The 18,143-nt window shown below is 71.4% G+C and carries 14 protein-coding genes; 2 read left to right on the forward strand and 12 right to left on the reverse strand.

What is annotated here, in order from left to right; all coding sequences use genetic code 11:
- The 10 genes from aroC to AWX74_RS20155 form a co-directional block, all read right to left on the reverse strand.
- Positions 1 to 1,185 carry a chorismate synthase gene (gene aroC, locus AWX74_RS20110; RefSeq protein WP_091279109.1) on the reverse strand — a complete coding sequence of 395 codons (1,185 nt, stop codon included), beginning with the start codon at positions 1,183 to 1,185 and terminating at the stop codon, positions 1 to 3.
- A gap of 651 nt (positions 1,186 to 1,836) precedes the next feature.
- A complete protein-coding gene (locus tag AWX74_RS20115; RefSeq protein ID WP_091279112.1) occupies positions 1,837 to 2,499 on the reverse strand; it encodes a prepilin peptidase in 663 nt (220 codons plus the stop codon).
- Positions 2,500 to 2,504: 5 nt separating this feature from the next.
- Positions 2,505 to 3,509: a shikimate dehydrogenase gene (locus AWX74_RS20120; RefSeq protein ID WP_091279115.1), complete on the reverse strand. Its 1,005-nt coding sequence runs from the start codon at positions 3,507 to 3,509 to the stop codon at positions 2,505 to 2,507.
- 3 nt (positions 3,510 to 3,512) lie between these two features.
- Positions 3,513 to 4,967 carry an endolytic transglycosylase MltG gene (gene mltG / locus AWX74_RS20125; RefSeq protein WP_091279119.1) on the reverse strand — a complete coding sequence of 485 codons (1,455 nt, stop codon included), beginning with the start codon at positions 4,965 to 4,967 and terminating at the stop codon, positions 3,513 to 3,515.
- Positions 4,964 to 5,581, reverse strand: a complete 618-nt coding sequence (ruvX, locus tag AWX74_RS20130) for a Holliday junction resolvase RuvX (RefSeq protein WP_397312880.1) — start codon at positions 5,579 to 5,581, stop codon at positions 4,964 to 4,966. The genes mltG and ruvX overlap by 4 nt, the downstream gene beginning before the upstream one ends.
- Positions 5,578 to 8,220: an alanine--tRNA ligase gene (gene alaS / locus AWX74_RS20135; RefSeq protein ID WP_091279123.1), complete on the reverse strand. Its 2,643-nt coding sequence runs from the start codon at positions 8,218 to 8,220 to the stop codon at positions 5,578 to 5,580. The genes ruvX and alaS overlap by 4 nt, the downstream gene beginning before the upstream one ends.
- A gap of 94 nt (positions 8,221 to 8,314) precedes the next feature.
- A complete protein-coding gene (locus tag AWX74_RS20140) occupies positions 8,315 to 8,656 on the reverse strand; it encodes a hypothetical protein (RefSeq protein ID WP_091279127.1) in 342 nt (113 codons plus the stop codon).
- On the reverse strand, positions 8,656 to 9,153 hold the full coding sequence (locus AWX74_RS20145) for a DUF948 domain-containing protein (RefSeq protein WP_076833313.1): 498 nt from the start codon (positions 9,151 to 9,153) through the stop codon (positions 8,656 to 8,658). Before AWX74_RS20145 ends, AWX74_RS20140 begins: the two co-directional genes overlap by 1 nt.
- 280 nt (positions 9,154 to 9,433) lie before the next feature.
- The gene (locus tag AWX74_RS20150) at positions 9,434 to 10,861 is read right to left on the reverse strand and encodes a replication-associated recombination protein A (protein ID WP_091279130.1); all 1,428 of its coding nucleotides are present in this window, start codon (positions 10,859 to 10,861) and stop codon (positions 9,434 to 9,436) included.
- A 42-nt stretch (positions 10,862 to 10,903) separates the two neighbouring features.
- Entirely contained in the window at positions 10,904 to 12,106 is a 1,203-nt protein-coding gene (locus AWX74_RS20155; protein ID WP_226931347.1) for an MHYT domain-containing protein, read from the reverse strand.
- 1,176 nt (positions 12,107 to 13,282) lie between these two features.
- Here AWX74_RS20155 and AWX74_RS20160 point away from each other — a divergent pair.
- Positions 13,283 to 14,131: a FadR/GntR family transcriptional regulator gene (locus AWX74_RS20160; RefSeq protein WP_226931346.1), complete on the forward strand. Its 849-nt coding sequence runs from the start codon at positions 13,283 to 13,285 to the stop codon at positions 14,129 to 14,131.
- Between the two features lie 725 nt (positions 14,132 to 14,856).
- Here the strand turns inward: AWX74_RS20160 and AWX74_RS20165 are convergent.
- Positions 14,857 to 15,759, reverse strand: a complete 903-nt coding sequence (locus AWX74_RS20165) for a PaaX family transcriptional regulator (RefSeq protein ID WP_091279138.1) — start codon at positions 15,757 to 15,759, stop codon at positions 14,857 to 14,859.
- A gap of 535 nt (positions 15,760 to 16,294) precedes the next feature.
- On the opposite strand from AWX74_RS20165, the gene AWX74_RS20170 reads away from it, so the two are divergent.
- Positions 16,295 to 17,368, forward strand: a complete 1,074-nt coding sequence (locus AWX74_RS20170; RefSeq protein ID WP_226931345.1) for a LacI family DNA-binding transcriptional regulator — start codon at positions 16,295 to 16,297, stop codon at positions 17,366 to 17,368.
- A 5-nt stretch (positions 17,369 to 17,373) separates the two neighbouring features.
- Here the strand turns inward: AWX74_RS20170 and AWX74_RS20175 are convergent, their stop codons facing one another.
- Entirely contained in the window at positions 17,374 to 17,991 is a 618-nt protein-coding gene (locus AWX74_RS20175) for a TetR/AcrR family transcriptional regulator (RefSeq protein WP_091279144.1), read from the reverse strand.
- Positions 17,992 to 18,143 lie beyond the last annotated feature (152 nt).

The raw sequence follows: 18,143 nt of genomic DNA on the forward strand, positions 1-18,143 counted from the left end.
TCAGTGCACCGCCAACGACTTCAGGTAGCCCTCGCAGTTGCGCCGGGTCTCCTCCACGGAGTCCCCCCCGAACTTCTCCAGTGCCGCGTCGGCCAGCACGAGCGCCACCATCGCCTCCGCGACCACCGCGGCCGCGGGCACCGCGCAGACATCGGACCGCTGGGCGATGGCCACCGCGGGCTCGCCGGTGGCCACGTCGATCGTGGCCAGTGGCCGCGACAGCGTCGAGATCGGCTTCATCGCCGCGCGGACCCGCAGTGGATCGCCGGTCGTCATCCCGCCCTCGACCCCGCCGGCCCGATCGCTGGCCCGCCGCACCCGCAGGCCGGGCCCCTCGACGGGCTCGATCTCGTCGTGCGCGACCGACCCACGCCGCCGGGCGGTGCGGAACCCGTCACCGAACTCGACGCCCTTGATGGCCTGAATGCCCATGAGCTCGGCCGCGAGCCGCGCGTCAAGCCGGCGGTCACCGTGGACATAGCTCCCCAGCCCCGGCGGGCAGCCGTAGGCGAGCACCTCGACTATGCCGCCGAGCGTGTCCGCGTCGCGGTGCGCGGCGTCGATCTCGGCGACCATGCGCTCGCTGGTGGCCGGGTCCGCGCAGCGCACCGGGTCGGCGTCGACCACGCTGAGCGAGACCGGCGGTGGCGTGCCCGGCGGGACCTCCACCGCGCCGATCGCCACGACGTGCGAGACGATCTCGATGCCATACGCCTGGCGCAGCAGCGCCTTGGCGACCGTGCCCAGCGCCACCCGCGCCGCGGTCTCGCGCGCGCTGGCGCGCTCCAGCACCGGCCGCGCGTCGTCGAAACCGTACTTCTGCATGCCGGCGAGATCGGCGTGACCCGGCCGCGGGCGGGTCAGCGGCGCGTTGCGGCCCAGACCCGCCAGCTCCGCCGGGTCGATCGGGTCGGGCGACATCACCTGCTGCCACTTCGGCCACTCGGTGTTGCGAACGACAATGCTGACCGGCCCACCGAGGCTGGCCCCGTGGCGAATGCCACCGAGCATCTCGACCTCGTCACGCTCGAACTTCATCCGCGCGCCACGGCCGTGGCCGAGCCTGCGGCGGGCAAGCTCGTCTCCGATCTCCGCGCTGGACACGCGGATCCCCGCGGGCAGCCCCTCCACTGTCGCGACCAGAGCGGGGCCGTGGGACTCCCCCGCCGTCAACCAGCGCACCATGGGACCAGTCTTTCACGACGTTCAGCCGAGGGACGACCGCCCAATACCGCACATAGCCGGACCGAGAGGGTGTCGGGGGATCCCGAGGAAGTGGCGCACCCAGGGCCAGTGGTGCTGGTCTGACGGTCCGTGTCCACACCCACCGCCGCACAGCTACCTACTGAGGATCCCACGCCGCCACGCAGCGCCACCAATTCACCCCAATAGCGGCAAACGGCACAGAGAGTCACGTGACGGTCGACAAGAAGTGAGGATTTCGGTCGTTCCAGCAGCCGAAATCCTCACATCTTGCTCAGCGGCAGCGGTAGCCCGACGTCGCCGCTCGGAAGATCCGAGGATCCTGGTCGTCCCGGCAACCCCGATCCTCAGGTCTTGCTCAGCGGCAACGGCAGCCCGACGCCGCGGTTCGGAAGATCTGAGGATCGCGGTCATCCCAGTGACCAGAATCCTCAGGTCTTGCTCTCGGCAGGCGGCCCGGGCCGGTTCTCCCTGCATCCGTGGAGGCCAGCGCAGCGGCCTGGCGACCCTGCTTGCTCGCGAGCAGCGGCGGAGGCGGAGACGGCAGCAGCGGCAGCGGCAGCCCGAAGCTCGGGATTCCGCGACGGGTTCCTGACCAGGTAAATCACACAGATCAAGCCGTCGGGACACCCGTCAGCCGGCCGGGCCCCAGCCGGTGCCGAGCACCGCGACCAGCGCGCCGACCAGGAGAAACGGCCCGTAGGCAATCGGATCACGCCGGGACACCCGCCGCAGGATCAGCAGGGACAGCGCGACCAGCCCCGCGGTCATCGTGGCCGCGACCAGCCAGAGCGCGACCGCCGGCCAGCCCAGCCAGCCCAGCGCGAGCCCGAGCAGACCGGCCGTCTTCACATCCCCGCGGCCGAGCCCGCTTCCCGGCAGCAGGTACAGCACCCCGTACGCCAGCCAGGCCGCGAAGCCCGCGAGCAGCGCCCGCGACCAGCGGTCCGTGGAGCCCTCCCCCACCGTGGGAACGACGAGCAGGGCCGCCAGCACCGCGTACGACGGCAGGACGATCAGGTCGGGCAGGCGATGGACCCGCAGGTCGACGGCGGCCAGCACGACGCCGACGACCGTCAGGTAAAGATAGGCGGGCAGTCGGCCCGTATGCGGATAGGTGGCCGCTCCGACGGCCGCGAGCACCGCGACGGTGACGGCGCCGAGCACGAGCCGGCTGGGTACCGGCCGCCGCGGCGGCACGCCGTCCACCGGTCCGAAGGCACCGACGATGGACGGCAGCGCCGGGACCGGCAGTGCCGCGCAGACGACGGCCGCGGCGGTCACCGCGGCCGCCATCGCACTCATCCGCCAGAACCCGGACCGGCGGCCACCGGATCACCCGCCGGACCAGCCGCCGCATGGTCCGCGTCCGCTCCCGCAGCCAGGTCCGGCCCCGCGGCCAGGTCCGGCCCCGCCGCCGGGCCGGCGTTGCGCGCGGACAGAGCGGCGAGGCCGGCTGCGAGCAGAACACCCTCATCCACCGCGCAGCCGGTGAAATGGCGCACCTGGCCGACCGCCTGACCGGCCAGGACCTCCAGGCCGCCGATGACCCGGGCACCGGAGCGGTACGCCGACGCGGCCAGCGCTGTCGGCCAGGGGTGGTAGAGCAGTTCCAGCAGCGGGCAGGTCACCGGCCACGCCTGGCGGGCCAGGGTGTCGGTCACACCCGCCGGAGTCGTCGAGATCACCAGATCCGGGCCGGGTGGCACGCCGCCCGAGAGGATTCCCCAGGGCAGCGGCGTCACCGCGACTCCGAGCCGGGCACCGATCCCGACGAGCTCCGCGACCGCACCCGGGCGGCGGGCCACGATGGCGACCCGGGGTGTTCCCGCCCGCGCGAGCGCGGCGACGACCGCACGGGCGGTCCCGCCCGCCCCGAGCATCAGCGGCTGGACCGGAACCGCCCGGCCGAGGAGTCGACGCAACGCGTACCCGACCCCGTCGACGTCGGTGTTGAACCCGGCCAGGTGGCCGTTCGACCGCACGACCACGGTGTTCACCGCGCCCAGCAGCGCGGCGGTGGGATCGACCTCGTCAAGCAGCTCGACCGCCGCCGTCTTCAGCGGCATGGTCAGCGAGACACCGGCCCAGCCGGGCTCGTCGCGCAGGCGTCCGAGCATGGCCGGCAGGCCGGCCTCGTCACATTCGATCGCGGTATAGGTCAGATCGAGACCGAGACGGGTGTAGGCGGCCATGTGCAGCGTCGGCGAGAGGGAGTGCCCCACCGGCGCGCCGAGCACCGCCGCACGGCGAGCGACCGGGCCCACCCCGATGGGCTCCGCGCGGTCGCCTGAGCTGATCGCCACGGTCTACTCCGATCCTCCCTGGCGGCGGTACTCCACCATCGCCTCGTCGAACTCCGCCTGGGTGGCGGCGAACCTGGTCTCGTGGGTCTGGGGCATCGAGACGAAGTAGAACCAGGGCCCGTCCGCCGGCTTCAGCGCCGACTCCAGCGCCCAGGTGCTGGGGCTGGCGATCGCTCCGGGCGGGAGCCCCTGGACGGCCCGGGTGTTGTACGGGTTGCTGCTGCGCAGCTGCTCCTGGGTCAGCCTGCCCTCGTACTCGTTCATCGCGTACCGGGTGGTCGAGTCCATGTCGAGCCGTCGGAAGCCGCCGGAGTCGTCCGCCAGCCGGTTGTAGATGACCCGGGCGACCTTGGGGCCCTCGTCCTTGTTCGCGACCTCCTTCTCGATGATGGAGGCGATGATGACGATGTCGTGCGGCGTCTCGCCCAGCGCCCTGGCCTGGCCGACGAGGTCGGTCTTCTGCGCGTAGGCGTTGAACCGGGCGACGGCGTCCTTGAGCACGTCGACCGGGTCGGTGCCCGGGGCCACGTCGTAGGTGGACGGGAAGAGGTAGCCCTCCAGCGTGTTGCTCGCATAGTCGGGCAGCCCCAGCGAGCTGGGATCCTTGGCCAGCGCCTCCAGCTCGGCCATCGGCCGGCCGGTCCGCGCGGAGAGCTCCTGGAGGACCTTCCGGACCGTGTCCCCCGGGTTGATGGTGTAGCGGAACAGCGCCGATGACGCGTCGTCCAGCAGCGCGTCCAGTGCCGAGGCCGCGCTCATCTTCTCGCGCAGCCGGTAGGTACCCGGCTGGATCGACAGGGCTCGGCTGTCCTGGGTCGCCACGTTCACGAAGGCCTGCCGGCTCGCCACGACATCTGCCTTGACGAGCGTGGCGGCGATTTCGGACGATGTGGCACCCGCGGGGATCTGGATGACGACGATGCCCTCACCCCCGCCGGCGTAGTCCGCGGCGGGCTCGCCGCCGATCCGGCCGATGACCTTGCCGACACCGATGATCCCCGCTCCGAGAAGCACGGCGACCACGACCAGGACACCGATGAGCCGCGGCAGCGCGCTGCCCGACCGGCGCTCCCGGGCCCCGTCCGGCCCACCGCGACGGCGGCGGCCGGAGCCGCGACCGTCACCGGACGGGTCGTCGTCGTAGCGGTCCTCACCGTCGTAGGACCCGTCGTCGTAGTCGTCGCCGTCGTAACCCTCAGCGTCGTGGTAGCCGTCGTAGGGCCCGTCGTCATAGCCGTCGACGTCGTCGTAGGGCCCGTCGCCGCGGACGCCCCGGCCACCGGCGGCGGCTGACGCGGCCTGCGGGCCGGTTCCCGGCGCCGGCCGACGCTGACCGGGCCCGGACGCCGCACCGGCACGCCGGCGCCCCTCGCGGCGCCGGAGCTCCTCGAAGTCGTCGTACTCGTCGCCAGCGGCGCCGCCGAACAGGCCGTCGAATCCGTCCGCGCCGCGGCTCACACCGAATCCTGCGGCCGCGCGGCACCGTCCGGCGCGGCCCGGCTGGCCGCTTCCCGGGCCCGGCGGATGTCCAGGTGGTGCTGGAGGATCTGCACCGCTGCCTCCTGATCCACAAGCTCACGACGGGCCCGCGATCGCAGTCCGCGCTCAGCCATGCGGCGATGAGCCACGACCGTGGTGAGCCGCTCGTCAACGAGACGGACCGGTACGGGCGCGACACGCGTCGACAGCACCTCGGCGTACTGCCGTGCGCGGCGGACCGCCTCACCCTCCTCACCGGAGAGCTGACGCGGCAGACCGACGACAACCTCGACAGCGTGCCTGTCCCGAACGATGTCGGCAAGCTCGTCGACGTCCTTGTGACGACGACCTGACGCATCCCGACGCAGCGTGGTGACCGGCACGGCCAGCAGACCGTCCGGATCACTCGCCGCGACCCCTACCCGCACAGAACCGACATCGACGCCGATCCGGACGCCTCGGCCGGGTTCCTCGGCGCGGGGCGGCGCCTGGTCCGCCTCCCGCGCCGCGCCGGGGCCAGCCTCAACCCCGGCACCAGCACCGGGGTCGGGCGCGGCAGCGGGGTCAGGCCCGGGCACCGGGGTGTCGCTCACGCGCCCTGGTCGGCGACCAGCTCGCGGATCCGGGCGAAGACCTTCGGGATCATGGAGGCGTCGCCCCGGCCGCCCTGCGCGACGTCGGGCTTGCCGCCGCCCTTGCCCCCGAGCGCGGCCCAGGACTGGCGGATCAGGTCGCCGGCGCGCAGCCCGCGCCCGCGGGCGGCGTCATCGGTGGCGACCACGATGGCGGCCCCCTCGGCCTCGGTCACCACGACCACCGCCGGGCGCCCGGCCAGCCGGCCCCGGACGTCCAGCGCCAGCAGCCGGACGTCGTCCGCGGGTGTGCCGGCCGGCACCTGGGCCGTCACGAGCGCGACCTCACCGACGGCCTCCGCTCCGGCGGCGAGCGCCGCGGCCCCGGCCAGCACGGCCTGCGCCCGCAGCCGCTCCAGCTCCCGCTCCGCGTCACGCAGCCGGCCCACGATGTCGGCGACCCGGTCGGTGAGCTCGTCCGGGCGGGCCTTCAGCGCGGTCGAAAGCTGTGAGACGAGCACGTGCTCGCGGGCGAGGAACCGGAAGGCGTCGATACCGACCAGCGCCTCCACCCGACGTGTCCCGGCGGAGATGGACGACTCGGACAGGAGCTTGATCGCGCCCAGCTGGGCGGAACTGGACACGTGCGTACCACCGCACAGTTCGCGGGCGTAGTCGCCGACGTCCACCACCCGGACCTGGTCGCCGTACTTCTCGCCGAACAGCGCCATCGCCCCCAACCGGCGGGCCTCCGCCTGGGTGGTGACGTACCAGCGAACCTCCAGGTCGCGCAGCGCGACCTCGTTGACCTCGTCCTCGACGTCGGCGAGGACCGAGTCGGGCACCGCGCCGAGCGCGTGGAAGTCGAAGCGCAGCCGGCCCGGCGAGTTCAGCGAGCCCGCCTGGGTCGCCGACTCGCCCAGCGCGCGGCGGAACGCGGTGTGGACGAGGTGCGTGGCGGTGTGCGAGCGCGAAACAGCCCGCCGCCGCTCCACGTCGACCTCGACGGCGACGTCCGCACCGACCCGCAGCTCCCCGCGCAGCACCTTCACCCGGTGCATGACCAGGTCGGGCACCGGCCGCTGGACGTCGAGGACCTCGCACTCACCGCCGTCGAAGCGGATCACACCGAGGTCCGCCTCCTGGCCACCGCCCTCGGCGTAGAAGGGCGTCGTGTCCAGGACGATGCCGACCTCCTCGCCCTCCCCGACCGCGACCCGGCTGCTGCCGTCACCGATGCCGACGAGGCCGACGACGCCGGACTCCCGCACCAGCTCGGTGTAGCCGGTGAAGGTGGTGGGCCCGGAGGCGGCCAGAATCGGGCGGAACGCCGACAGGTCGAGGTTCCCGATGCGCCGGGAGGCCCGGTCCGCCTTCGCCGCCTGGCGCTGGCGTTCCATGAGCCGGCGGAAGCCGGCCTCGTCGACGGTGAGCCCCGCGTCGGCGGCCATGTCGATGGTCAGGTCGATGGGGAACCCGTAGGTGTCATGCAGCCGGAACGCGGACTCGCCGCTGAGCTGCGCCGACCCGCTGGAGCGGGCCTGGGTCACCGCGGTGTCGAACAGGGTGGTCCCGGTCCGCAGCGTCTCCAGGAAGGCGGTCTCCTCCGCGACCGCGACCGCGGTGATCGCCTCGGCCTGGTCGACCAGCTCCGGGTAGATCGGCCCCATCGCCTGGCGGACCTCGGCGAACAGCTCCGCCATCACCGGCTCGCGGGCCCCCAGCAGGCGGGCGTCACGAACCGCCCGGCGCAGCATCCGGCGCAGCACGTAGCCGCGGCCCTCGTTGGACGGGGAGACCCCGTCCGAGATGAGCATCGCGGCGGTGCGCGTGTGGTCGGCGACGACCCGCAGGCGGACGTCCGCGGCCGGGTCCGCGCCGTAGCGGGCACCGGTGAGCCGGCCGGCGGCGTCCAGCACCGGGCGGGAGATGTCGATCTCGTAGAGGTTCTCGACGCCCTGCAGGATCGTCGCCATCCGCTCGAGGCCCATGCCGGTGTCGATGTTGCGGGCCGGCAGGTCCCCGACGATCTCGTAGCCGTACTCGCTGCCCTCACCTCGCGCGTACTGCATGAACACGAGGTTCCAGATCTCCAGGTAGCGGTCCTCGTCCGCCTCCGGCCCGCCGTCGCGCCCGTATTCGGGCCCGCGGTCGAAGTAGATCTCGCTGCACGGGCCGCAGGGGCCCGGCACGCCCATCGACCAGAAGTTGTCCTTCTTGCCCCGGCGCTGGATCCGCTCGGCGGGCAGCAGGGTGCGCCAGATCGACTCGGCCTCGTCGTCGTCGAGGTAGACGGTGGCCCACAGGTCGTCGGGGTTGAAGCCGTACCCCTCGGTGACGAGCTCGAAGGCGAACGGGATCGCCTCGGCCTTGAAGTAGTCACCGAAGGAGAAGTTCCCGCACATCTGGAAGAACGAGGCATGCCGGGCGGTGCGCCCGACGTTCTCGATGTCCACGGTCCGCACGCACTTCTGCACGCTGGTCGCGCGGCTCCACGGCGGGGTGAGGTCGCCGACGAAATAGGGCTTGAACGGCACCATGCCGGCGTTGACCAGCAGCAGCGTCGGGTCCTGCGCCACCAGGGACGCGCTCGGGACCACGGTGTGACCCCGCTCGGAGAAGTGGTTCAGAAAGCGGCGGCGGATCTCGGCCGTGTCCATCGGTTCACGTCGTCCAGGGTTGTCGGGATGTGTCGGCCGGCCAGGCGGCCGGCGCCGGCTCCGCAGCCGGGATCGGCCGCCGCCGGATGGGAGATCAGGGCCTGCGTGCCCCCGGCACCAGGCGCATCGTCTGCTCCGGATCAAAGCCCACGGGCGCCGGAGCGGCGAGGTGCTGACCGCTTCCGGACGGCTCGCCACCAGCCAGATCGCCCGGCTCCCCGGACGCCTCGAGCTCGTCGAGACCCAACGCGGAGCGGATCTCCTCCTCCCGTTCGGCCATGGCCTCGGCCACGTCGGCGGCGAACTCCCGCATCGACTCTACGAGAGACCCCGCCAGGCTTGTCGGCGTGAGCGCCGACACGGCGCGTGCCACCTGGCGCACCACGAGCACACCGGTGGCCGCGCCCAGCGCGACGTAGAAGACCCGGGTGACCATCAGCGCCCACCGCCTCGGCCGTCAGCGCCGACCGCGGTGGCCTCGGGCGAGCGCCGGGCGGACCGCCGCTGCGCCTTCTCCGCCTTCATCTGAGCGGAGACCCGAGCCGTGACGTCCGCCTTCGTCCGCTTGGCGACCGCCTGGCGCACGCCATAGCTGAACGCGGCCACCCGCACGACGGGACCACCCAGCGTCGCGGCGAAGATCGACGTCAGGGACGAGACGTTGGTGGTCACCGTCTGCACGTTCGCCGTGATCGCGTCGATCCGTTCCAGTTCCTTGTTCACGTGCGCGAGCGCGACGTTCACCTCGTCAACGGTCGCACCCGCCTGCCGCACCCGGGCGGTGCCCTCGTCGATGACGACACCGGTCTGCCGCACCCGGGCAGCGGCCTCGTCGAAGATCTTGCCTAGCTTGAACAGGACATAACAGGCGAAGAGCACGAGCACCGCGAACGCCCCCGAGGCGATCAGGCCCGCGACCGCACCACCGGACATGTGCTTCGCCTCCATTGTTTTCGGTAACGCCTTGCCCAGACGACACCCGCCATCTGGATGACGCCTGGCCGTGCCCCGCCGAATCACACCGCTCGCGGGTGACGTCGAGGTGACCGCCCACCCGCCCTCAGGCGCGCCTGTGGCCGGACGGGTCCGACCGGCGTGCCGATGCTGCTCGTCAGTGACCTTACCGACCAGGACGCGCAGACCTCCGGTAACCCCCGGGCCGTCCGTGTCCGTCCCGGACCGGGCAGGGTCCGGGCGGGGGCCACGCCCCGATTCAGCCCGCCGGGTCCGCCGGAGGCTCGGGAGGGCGTCCGCGCAGGACGCCGCGCAGGAACTCGACCCGCTCGGTGGCCCGCCGCTCGAAGCCGTGCCCGGTCGGGCGGTAGTAGTCCGACCCGGCGAGGACGTCCGGTGCGTACTGCTGACGGACCACCCCGTCCGGGTAATCGTGCGGATACCGGTAACCCGCGCCGTGGCCCAGCCGGGAGGCACCGCGGTAGTGGGCGTCACGCAGATGCGACGGAACGGGACCGAGCCGACCCGCCCGCACGTCAGCCGTGGCGGCGTCGATCGCGGTGATGACCGTGTTCGACTTCGGCGCGAGCGTCAGGTGGATCACCGCCTGGGCCAGCGCGAGACGGGCCTCCGGCAGCCCGACCAGCTCCAGGGCCTGGGCGGCCGAGACCGCGACACCCAGGGCACCCGGGTCGGCCATACCGACGTCCTCACTGGCCAGGATGATCATGCGGCGGGCCACGAACCGCGGATCCTCACCCGCTTCGAGCATCCTGGCCAGATAGTGCAGTGCCGCGTCGACGTCGCCGCCACGCATCGACTTGATGAACGCACTCACCACGTCGTAGTGCTGATCGCCCTCCCGGTCGTACCGGACCGCCGACCGGTCGACCGCCCGTTCCAACAGCTCCAACCGGAGCGGGACCGCTTCACCAGCGCTGTCACCACCACCGGTCGTGTCGATGTCCGCGTCGGCGGCGTCGGCACCGCCGGTGTCGGCGTCGCGGGCCGCGGCCAGAGCAGCCTCCGCTCCCGCCTCCAGCGCGGTGAGCGCGCGCCGGCCGTCACCGCCCGACAGCCGCACCAGATGGTCACGGGCTTCCGCGGTGAGCGTGAGGCGGCCGCCGTACCCGCGCGGATCGGCGACGGCACGCTCGACCAGATCCGCGATGTCCGCGTCGGACAACGGTTCCAGCGTGAGCAGCAGCGACCGGGACAGCAGCGGCGCGACGACGCTGAAGAACGGATTCTCCGTTGTCGCGGCGACCAGGGTCACCCAGCCCTTCTCCACCGACGGGAGGAGGGCGTCCTGCTGGGTCCGGGTGAAGCGGTGCACCTCGTCGATGAACAGGACGGTCCGCACACCCGACATGAACAGCGTGTCCCGGGCCTCGTCGATCACGGCCCGGACATCCTTGACGCCCGCGGTGACGGCGGACAGCTCGCGGAACCGGCGGCGGGTGGCCCGGGAGACGATGTGCGCCAACGTGGTCTTGCCCGTCCCAGGCGGCCCCCACAGCACGACCGACGTCGTGCCACCGCCCTCGACCAGACGACGCAGCGGGCTGCCCTCGGCGAGCAGGTGGCGCTGCCCGACGACCTCGTCGAGACTGCGCGGACGCAGCCGGGCGGCGAGCGGGCCCGACGCGGCCAGCGTGTCCGTCACGTCGGCGTCGAAGAGGCTCACTCACGTACCGTACGGCCCGCCAGCCCGCCGTTCGTTCGGCGATCAGGAACCGGATGGGTAGGCGCCGGCGGTGCCGGTCCATTCCGTCGACGGCCGCACACCGGCCGGATCGACTCCTTGCGACCAGTCGGGCCGATCCGACCAGGCCGGCTGCCCCTGTGAACTCGGCTGTACCGGCGCACTCGGCTGCACCGCGACCTGCGGCGGACCGGGTAGCTCAGCCCAGGCAACTGGCTCGGTCAGGAAAGCCGGCTCGGTTCGACCAGCTGCCTCGGTTCGGCCAGCCGGCTCGGTTCGACCAGCCGGCTCGGTTCGGCCATGCTGCCCCGCTCGACTGTGCTGCCCCGCTCGACCAGGCTGCGCGGCCGAGCCGGACCGCGCGGCCGGACCGGACCGCGATGCGCCGGTATCCGCCCAGGACGACGACGCCGCGTCGGGTGCCGCCGGGGCAGCGGGCCGACCACGGCGATGCTGGCTCTCCCGGTCCGCCCGCGCCCGCGTGAAGGGGTCGGCGTACGTCACCCCGCCGAGCGCCGCGAAGATCACGACCGCGAGCACCGAAAAAGCGATCACGCAGACCAGCAGGGCGAGCGTGATCGGGTCCGCACCCGACACCGGTTCAGGAAGGACTGTCGCCGAAACCCGCGTCGCGGCCATGGCCGTGTAGTGCATTCCGCACACCGCCACGGCCATGATCGCCGAAGCGACCACCACGTGCCAGGCGGTCACCACCTGGAAGGCGATCCACAGCGCCGCGAGCGCGGCACCGATCGCGATGGCGATGGACAGTGCCACCAGTGTGGGCCGATAGGTGACCTCGCTGCCGACGTGCATGGCCGCCATACCGGTGTAGTGCATGGCGGCAACGCCGAGACCCGCGATCACTCCCCCGGCCACCAGGCGCAGCACGCTGTCCGGACGCCGGGCGACCACGGAAAGGCCCACCGCGGAGAAAACTATCGCGATCAACAGCGACAGGCCGGTGAGCGGCATGTCGTAGCGTGGGTCACGATCAGCGACCTGGTAACCGATCATCCCGATGAAGTGCATGGACCACACCGCGCCGCCGCCGAGCGACACCGCGGCCAGCGCGGTCCAGGTAAGCCGGGCACGGCCGACCGCATAGGGCACACGCATCGAGCAGACCAGCGCGGCGAACGAGCCGATCGCGGCGAGCAGCACCGAGACCGCCACAAAGAGCAGGTCCTGGCTCGCATGTTGATGGGCGACCTGCGCCGTGATCAATTGTTCCCCCCATAGGGCAAGCGAAAAGACGCCCATTCCTAACACAAGTTCTCAGATAGCGGCAATGAGTCATCTGATTATGCCCAAGTGGTGCACTTGACTACTTTCCGTGACACCGGTGATCAAATTAGGGACTTCAGTCCTACTGGTGACACCCCAGAGGACCCTTGCATGGAGATCATCCGTGGCGCGACCCCGGAATTGTAGTCACTCAAAGTAGTTGCTAACTACTCTTCGCAATCACGGTGCAGTCCGAACTCCGTCTGCCGCCAGGGGCCGTCGAATGTTATTCCCACGCACCCGGGCAGGATATTCATAGCAGCATTGTTCAGCGCCACCCGAGGCGCCACGGGCGACGTTCCGTCGACAACCACCGAATCCGGGCCTGAAATGCGCCGCGACCGGATGCGCCAGGCGGTGGGGGTGCTCCCCCGGTCGCGCGTATTGGCCGCCGCGGAGCGGTCGGGATTTGCGACATGAAGCGACATGTGGGATGCGCCTGGCCCAGAGGTGCCAGCCGCGTCCGCGTTCGCCGATGGGATGGGACACACGTCCAGAAGGACGTCGCACCGAACCGGCCGACCTGCCACGCCTCCCCAAGCCGGCCACCGGGTGCCGGTAGAAGCCAGCATCGCCAGTGGAAACCGCAGAGGTAGGTGCATTCCCTGCTGCGCGTGCATCGTCCGGTGACGCTTCTGGGCCACCATGGCACCGACCGCAGGACCTGCGCAGATGGCAATGAGTCGCCTGCTGCGCCCACACGGGTAGCTCCAATCGGTTGACTGGAGGCCCTTATCTGGAACACGCTGCCGAGGCCGGGGGGCAAAGGCCAGCGCCGGGAACCGGGAACTCTCCGGGGGCGGCGTGGAACACAGCCGGAAAGGAAACTCATCACACTGTGGGTGTCACCTGGCCCCGACCGCGACAGCGCGTCAGCGGCGAGGATGACAGCCCGCCGTCGGAGCAGTCATGGCCGCGTCGGAATGTCCACGCGGGCTAACGAGTACATCCGGAGGAAGAGCAGTGTCTGACGGTCTATCGCCGATCAGCCGGAATGCTGTGCCCGGCGCCCTCCACGGTCCGGTACGAAGCACTCCACGCGGGGGGGCACCAGTATCCGCGACGGGCATCGGTGGGCATGCCACCGGTGGTCGGCCCACCACGAACCGTCGTCCCATGCCCGGGCATCGCCCCGGCGGCCATCACAATGGCGGGCACCTGGACAACGGCCACCACCTCGATGACGGTGCCGTCAGTCTCGCGGTAGGCGGGCCCGGGGAGTTCACCTCCAGGCTGGGCCAGCGCACGCTCGCGTCCAGGCTGGCCCGCACCATCGAGTTGGAGATCATCCGACGCGGCTGGCCGGTCGGGGAGGGCCTCGGCTCGGAGGCCCAGCTCATGGAGCGCTATCAGGTGGGCCGGTCCGTGCTGCGGGAAGCGGTGCGGCTGCTGGAAAGCCGCTGGGTCGCGCGGCCCCGTCCGGGCCCGGGTGGTGGTCTCGTCGTCACCGCCCCCGACCATGACGGTGTCCGTGACGTCGCCCGCGTCTACCTGGACTTCGCCCGGGCGCGGCCTGAGCACCTCTGTGAGACCTGGTCGGCCCTCGAGGCGGTCGCCGTCCGCAGACTCTCCGAGCAGATCGACACCGCGGGCCTCACCCGGCTGCGTGGCGCGCTGGAGCCCACCGCACCCGGCGCCAGGGCCGCCAGCCCACGGGCCCGCTCCCGATCGGTCGGCGCACGTTCCGGTCCGGTCACCGCGGGAACGCCCGGCGAGGCGTCCGTACTGCTGCACCTGGAAATCGCCCGGCTCGCCGGCAATCCGGCAGCGGAGTTGTTCATCCGGGTGCTTGCTGACCTCGCACACCCGCATGACGAGACCGAGCGGCTCGGGCAGTGGTGGCAGCACCCGCTTCACGCCGAGATCGTCGACGCGATCACCCGCGGGGAGGGCGCTCTCGCCGAGCACCTCGCCCGATCGTGCATCCGGCGACATGTCGAAGAGGCAACAGCCCACAGGCACTGACATCGATGTCAGGTTCCGATGGCCACGCCATCGGCCCGCTCCCGGACAGGCGTTTTTGCGCACGCCGAATGCAGTTGTCTTCCGATGGCACCGAAGCGTGCCACCCGTCGTGGCCGGCAATGCGGACCACGACGGGCGGCACAGCCGGCCATGGTGCGCGAACGAAGCCCCCGAGCCACGACGAGTAGTTCGCGGCACGGAGGCTGGTTCGGTGTCACATGTGTCGTGACGCGGCACCGATGTCGCAATCACCGGCGACATCGGTGGCCGGGCGGCGTGCTGGCCGCGGCGAAGCGGCCGTCGCGGCGAACAGCCGGTCGTCGGACGACTGTTTCTTCCGACCAGCGGTGCCACCCGGCAGCGGTACCGACCGCCGGGTATCCACGGTGCATTCACGAGCAGTGCGCCTTTTCCATCTCACGGGACCCGTGGGTCAGTGTTGCCATCGCAAGGCGGGGCGGGGCGGCGCGGCTACGAGTCCGAGGAGCTGAGAATTCTGCTTGTCCCAGCCACCAGAATCCTCAGGCCTTGCCCGACAGCAAACCGCGGGTCGGGACGGCGCGGGACCATGAGTCCGAAGAGCCGAGAATTCTGGTTGTCCCAGCCACCGGAATCCCCAGATCTTGCCCGACAGCAAACCACGGGTCAGGGCGGGGCGGGACGACGAAAGGCCTCAGCTCTTCGAGTTCCGACCGTGGTGTGATCAGTGCGTATGCACCAGGCGGTCAGCCGACGGCCCGGTGCACGCGCACCAGATCAGCGAGGTCCGGCGAGACGACGGCGAGCAGCTCACGGACGCGGCCAGCGGCCGGGGCCGCCAGGCCGTCGTAGACCTCGGCGAAGACAGTCCGAGCCTCGCGCCGCGGCCAGCCACCGGGAAGGAGCTCGATCGGCAGGTCCGGGTCGAGGGTGGGGAAACGAGCCCAGGCCTCCATCACCGCGGTACGCGCGGCCAACGCCTCGGCACCGTGGACGCCCCCGCTGCGGACTCGTTCCAGCAGCGGCTCGTAGGCGCTGATGAAATCCTCGTAGGCGCGGGCCAGCTCGCTGAGGTCCCAGGCGGCCATGGGCGGGCGCGGGTCCGTGCGGCGGGCCTCCGACGTCGTGATCAGAACGGTCGAGGCTGTGACGCCCAGCTCCGCGAACACCCGGCGCGCCGCCTCGCCGACAAGACGCGGTGTCACCCACATTCCGTCGTAGAGCGGAGCGAAGCCGAGCCAGCGCAGCCTCGCTCGCACCGCGTGCCGGACGTCCCGCTGCCCCTCGGGGATCGAGAAGGACGCCACCGTCCAACGCCCATCCCACGGATCATGGCGAAGGCCGAACGTGAGGATCCGGTTCATCGACACGCGGATGGCCGCGCAGGCGTCCGGAGCCAGACCGTAGTAGGTGTTCCGCCCGATCCTGGAGGATTCGAGGAGACCACGCCGGGACAGCCGACTCAGCGCGGCTCTCGCCCCGACCGTGCTGACCTCGAAATCCGCGAGCAGGCTGACGAGCACGACAGACGGGATGTGCTCGAGACGGTCGACCCAGTAGTCCCCGAGCAGGGTTGTCAGCAGATGCTGTGGCTGCGCTCCGGCCTGCACACGGGGCAGATCGACGAGCTCGGCCGGTGGTACGTGCACCAGACTCTCGCTCGCCAGCTGAAGATGGGGCCCTCGGACAGCGGAGAGCCGGCCACGACCCGGATCGCGGTCGCGACCAGCAAGCCGCGTAGGCGCTGTCACGTCATCAAATTTTACGAGCCCTCCGGGGCGTTCCGTGCCCTTGGTCCGGATCTCCTGTGGTCTCGGTGCCATCTGTCACCGAGAGCGCAGCAGATCGGTGCGTTCCGCGACCGTGTACGGGCTTGAAGCCGCCTGGTCACCGCCGCCGGTCGTGGCCTGGTTTGCGGCCCGGTCGTGGCCCGGGTCGTGGTTGGGACGGACCACGACCCGGGCCGGGAACCCGCCGGAGGGTGGGGGGATACCTCCGCCGGGTGGGCCGGGGATGCCGCTCGGACCGACTCCCCGAGGACATCACCGCCGCCCTAAGCGAGCCTTAAGAGCAAGTCAAAAGAGCCTTGGACCGGCCGGAGTGTCACGCACTGCTGACCTTGCCGATGAGCAGCGTGACCGACGCGACCCTCCACGTGGGCGACATCGACCTTTAATGGAGTCGATGTCTACCGACCGCTACATCGAGCGCGTTACGTCCCGGGAGGCGACGGTGAAGCGGCCCGCCACGATCCGGGAGGTCGCGGCGCTGGCCGGCGTCAGCGTCAGCACGGTCAGCAACGCCCTGGCGGGCCGCCGGTCGGTGAGCGGCGAATCCAGCGCACGGATCCGGGCGGCCGCGCATCGGCTCGGCTATCGGCCGGGCACAGCAGCCACCGGCGCGGCCCGGACCCAGACCCGACAGGCGATCGGCCTCATCGTCCCGGACGCCCGGAACCCCTTCTTCGCACAGGTCGCGCACGGGGTCGAGACGGTCGCGCAGTCGTTCGGCTGGGCCGTGTTCCTCGCCAGCACCGATCTCGACTCCGCGCGGGAGGCCGACTACCTCGACCGCCTGGCGGGTGCCGCCGACGGTGTCCTGGTCTGTTCGACGTCCGGCCAGGCCGATCAGGTCCAGCACCTGGTGGACAGCGGTGTCGCGGTGGTGGTGTGCGACGAGCGCCTGGCCGTGCGGGGCGCTGGCGGGGTCTTCTCCGACGACGAGGAGGCCGGCCGGACAGCGGCCAGGCACATCCTCGACCGCGGAGCGCGGCGCATCGCGATGATCCGCGGCCCGGAACACCTCGAGACCGCCCGCGCACGCCGGTCCGGCTTCCGGGCCGAACTGGAGGTCGCGGGGCGTTCCCTGCCCCCCTGGAGGTCCCTCGCGAGTGACTACACGATCGACGGAGGGCGCTGGGCCGCCGACCAGATCCTCGCCTCGGATCCGCGGGTCGACGCGATCTTCTGCGCCAACGACCTCCAGGCCGTCGGCGCCGCGCAGGCGATGCGCCACGCGGGCCGCGGGGTACCCGAGGACGTGCTGGTGATCGGCATCGACGGGATCGCCTGGGCCGAGCTCACCGAGCCGTCCATCACCTCGGTGAGCCGCCACCCGCACCAACTGGGAGCCGAGGCCGCGCGGTTGCTGATCGAGATGGTCGGCGAGGACGCCCACGCCCGCGAGCTCATGCTGCCCGTCTCACTCGTCCAACGGGACAGCACGCGCCGAGTCGGCGGGAACGACCGAACGGCCTAGTCGGCCTACTCGGCCAGTGCGGGCTGTGCGGGCGCGGCGCCAGCGGGCCGGCGCCGGGGCCGGAGGAGGCGGTGGGAGCAGTCCACCAGATGGCGATGAAACTGTTCGTCGTCCAGCGCGGTGACTCGTGGGTCGAGCCCCGCGCCGCGTAAGCCGGCCAGCAGCATCCCCGCCGCCATCAACGCGCCGACATCCGGACGCGGGCCGGTCAGTAATGTCATGAGGCGCTCCGCCAGTGCGGGATATTCGGAGCGGTCACGCAGAATTGCCGCGCAGGTCGGATCACCCTGCATCAGGCCGTACAACGGCCGGTTTTCGATGACCAGATCGGCGAGGCCACCGATCACCGCCTCGACCTGTGCGGATCGTGACCGCTTGCTCTCCGCGACGGCGGCCACCTCCGCCAGCTGATCGAGCGCCGGCCGGACCACCGCGAGCACGATCTCGTCCTTGCTTCTGAAATGGTGGTAGACGGCGGCTTTGGTAACGCCCATCGCGTCCGCGATCATCTGGAGCGAGGTTCCGCTGACGCCTCTGTCGGCAAACAGATCCAACGCCGTGGCGCGCAGCTTCTCCCGACCGGCGCTCACTCCGTCCCTGTGATCGACCAGCTCGACCGCCATGATCTTCCTCTCCCCACCGATCCGGAAATGTGCCCGGCCCGGCCCACTCCCGCCGGCACCGAGACCGATCCCGCAGTTCACGGACCTGTCCAGGCGAGATCGGCGGGGCCCATTGTGGCGTACCACCTGCCTTTCCGGGGCCACACCCGCAG

The sequence above is a fragment of the Parafrankia irregularis genome, from assembly GCF_001536285.1.
Taxonomy (GTDB): domain Bacteria; phylum Actinomycetota; class Actinomycetes; order Frankiales; family Frankiaceae; genus Parafrankia; species Parafrankia irregularis.